Genomic DNA, 2926 nt, shown 5'->3' with positions numbered 1-2926 from the left:
TCCCGGGGTCGGCATAAATGCCTCGCCCGGGCTACCCATCCCACAGGCCGCACCATCAACAAGTAGCCCGGCCAAGCGCAGCGCCGCCGGGAAACCCGCAGGCCGCACCACCAGTAGCCCGTCCAGGCACAGCGCCGCCGGGAAAAAGAGCCTGAGCTAATCCTCTTCCATCCGTTGATACTCTTCGCTGAGATAATCCACCAGCGCTCTGACAGAAGGTAATAAACCGCGCCGCGAAGCAAACACCGCATGAATGACTTCCCGCCGCGGCTGCCACTCATCAAGCACGATTTCCAACTCCCCTGATGCCAACTGATCGCGCACCATTAATAAAGGAAGTTGAACCACGCCAACGCCCGACATGGCCGCCTCGCGCAGCGCCAGCATATCGCTGGTCACCATCCGCGGCGTGAAATAAACCTCGGCCCGCGCCCCCTCTGGCCCGGTAAGTTGCCATTTATGCTGATGTTTTCCGGCGCCAATACTTAGCCCCGGCCAGGTGCTCAATTCCGCCGGCGCCTGCGGGCGCCCAAGCCTGGCTATCAGCGCCGGACTCGCCACCAGGCGATGGCCGCGATCGGCCAACACCCGCATGACCAGGTCGCTATCTTCAAATGGCCTTGGTCGCACGCGAATGGCCACATCAACCCCCTCGCCCACCACATCCACCCGCCGATTGGTGGCTTCCAGATGTAGCGTCACCCCAGGATATCGCACCATAAAGCGCGCCAGCATCGGGCCAACATGGGCATGCAACAGGGTTACCGGACAGGTGAGCTTGACGCTGCCGCGCGGTTCAGACTGCAGCGTTTCTACCGCCTGATGCGCCGCTTCGGCTTCTATCAACATCGCCTTGCAGTGTTGATAGAAAGTTTGGCCGACTTCCGTGACGGCGAACTGTCGGGTGGTTCGTTGAATCAGACGCACGCCCAGGCGCTCTTCCAGTTGCGCAATGCGGCGGCTGAGTTTGGATTTGGGCTGATCGAGCGCCCGACCGGCAGCGGCAAAACCGCCATGGTCGACCACCTGAACAAACCAGGCCAGGTCGTTGAGATCCTGCATCCTTTTCTCCATCGTTCCATTTTTAGAACAGTATAGGTCATTTTCGCTATCTACCGGAATATTAGCCCCAGATATAAGCTTATTCACATCAGATACAGACACGCAGGAGATAACCATGAAACAGATTACTGGCGTTTACACCGCCCCTTCGCAGCACTGGGTGGGCGACGGTTTCCCGGTTCGCTCAATGTTTTCTTACCAGACCCACGGCGAACAATTGAGCCCGTTCTTACTGCTTGACTACGCCGGCCCGCACACGTTTCCGGCGGGAAGCGGTAAACGCGGCGTCGGCGAGCATCCGCATCGCGGATTCGAAACCGTCACCATTGTCTACTCCGGTGAAGTCGAGCATCGCGACTCAACCGGTAGAGGCGGCGTTATCGGCCCTGGCGACGTGCAGTGGATGACGGCTGGCGCCGGGATCCTGCATGAAGAGTTCCACTCCGAAGCGTTCACCCGCTCCGGCGGTGAACTGAAAATGATGCAGCTGTGGGTCAACCTGCCGGCGAAAGACAAAATGACGACCCCGGGCTATCAGAGCATTACCGCAGACGTCATTCCGCAAGCAACGCTGGAAGACGACGCCGGGACCGTCAGAGTGATTGCCGGGCGTTACGGCGATGTCGTCGGCCCAGCGCACACATTCTCACCGTTAAACGTGTGGGATATGCAGCTCAAACAAAGTCACGATGTGACATTGCGTCAGCCGGAAGGCTGGAGCACCGCGTTGGTCGTGCTCGAAGGCGAAGTCATCGTCAACGGTACGGAAAACGCACGGGAAGGACAGCTGGTAGTGCTGAGCCAAAAAGGTGAAGCCTTCCATCTGGAAGCGAGCTCCAACGCGAAGGTTCTGCTGATGGCCGGCGAACCGCTACAGGAGCCGATCGTGGGCTACGGCCCGTTTGTGATGAATACCAAAACGCAAATTGCCGAAGCAATTCGCGATTTTAACAGCGGCCGTTTTGGCCAAATCTAACGAAATTGAGGTGAAGAATATGTCTACTCCAGCTAACTTTAACGGTTCTCGTCCGGTGATTGATGTTAACGATACCGCGATGCTGTTGATTGACCACCAAAGCGGCCTGTTCCAGACCGTTGGCGATATGCCGATGCCAGAACTGCGCGCTCGCGCCGCCGCGCTGGCGAAAATGGCATCGCTTGCCGGGATCCCGGTGATCACCACCGCTTCCGTGCCGCAAGGTCCGAACGGCCCGTTGATTCCGGAAATTCATGAGAATGCGCCGCATGCGAAGTATATTGCGCGTAAAGGCGAGATCAACGCCTGGGACAACCCGGAGTTTGTCGCAGCGGTGAAAGCGACCGGACGTAAAACCTTAATCATCGCCGGTACCATTACCAGCGTGTGCATGGCTTTCCCGGCAATTGCCGCCGTCGCCGACGGTTATAAAGTGTTTGCCGTTATCGATGCCTCCGGTACCTACAGCAAAATGGCGCAGGAGATCACCCTGGCCCGCGTAGTCCAGGCCGGCGTAGTACCAATGGATACCGCCGCGGTAGCCTCTGAACTGCAGCGCACCTGGAACCGTCCGGATGCCGCCGAGTGGGCTGAGGTGTATACCAAAGTCTTCCCGGCGTATCAGTTGCTGATTGAAAGCTACAGCAAGGCGCAGGACGTCGTGAAGAACAACGAAAAGCTGGATTCCCAGCGTTAAAATAGCTGCCCCGTCGATGAATCGACGGGGCAGTGTTCATTGCTTAACCGAACGGTAAAGAAAGAAAAAAATATGCTTGACCGTTTTAGCGCAACTCCCTATAGTAGCGCCCCGTTGCCCACCCAAGGTGAGCAGCAAGACAATATGGTGAGGTGTCCGAGTGGCTGAAGGAGCACGCCTGGAAAGTGTGT

General features: G+C 57.8%; 3 protein-coding genes. 2 read left to right on the top strand and 1 reads right to left on the bottom strand.

Annotated features, from left to right (window positions below; all coding sequences use genetic code 11):
* Positions 1–156: 156 nt before the first annotated feature.
* Positions 157–1062: a LysR family transcriptional regulator gene (locus ABLU78_RS03335; protein ID WP_048228643.1), complete on the bottom strand. Its 906-nt coding sequence runs from the start codon at positions 1060–1062 to the stop codon at positions 157–159.
* A 115-nt stretch (positions 1063–1177) separates the two neighbouring features.
* On the opposite strand from ABLU78_RS03335, the gene ABLU78_RS03330 reads away from it, so the two are divergent.
* Together ABLU78_RS03330 and ABLU78_RS03325 are read left to right on the top strand one after the other, a co-directional pair.
* Positions 1178–2038, top strand: coding sequence for a pirin family protein (locus ABLU78_RS03330; RefSeq protein WP_045386333.1), 861 nt, complete (start codon positions 1178–1180; stop codon positions 2036–2038).
* Between the two features lie 19 nt (positions 2039–2057).
* The gene (locus tag ABLU78_RS03325; protein WP_015367229.1) at positions 2058–2735 is read left to right on the top strand and encodes an isochorismatase family protein; all 678 of its coding nucleotides are present in this window, start codon (positions 2058–2060) and stop codon (positions 2733–2735) included.
* Positions 2736–2926 lie beyond the last annotated feature (191 nt).

The organism is Klebsiella sp. JN_Kp122 (assembly GCF_040062085.1).
GTDB classification, from domain to species: Bacteria; Pseudomonadota; Gammaproteobacteria; order Enterobacterales; family Enterobacteriaceae; genus Klebsiella; species Klebsiella aerogenes.
This window is presented reverse-complemented; position numbering and strand designations above follow the sequence as displayed.

What these genes read in the sequence shown, in the direction of transcription:
- ABLU78_RS03335 (WP_048228643.1), bottom strand. Translation starts at nt 1,062, where the DNA reads ATGCAGGATCTCAACGACCTGGCCTGGTTTGTTCAGGTGGTCGACCAT.
- ABLU78_RS03330 (WP_045386333.1), top strand. Translation starts at nt 1,178, where the DNA reads ATGAAACAGATTACTGGCGTTTACACCGCCCCTTCGCAGCACTGGGTG.
- ABLU78_RS03325 (WP_015367229.1), top strand. Translation starts at nt 2,058, where the DNA reads ATGTCTACTCCAGCTAACTTTAACGGTTCTCGTCCGGTGATTGATGTT.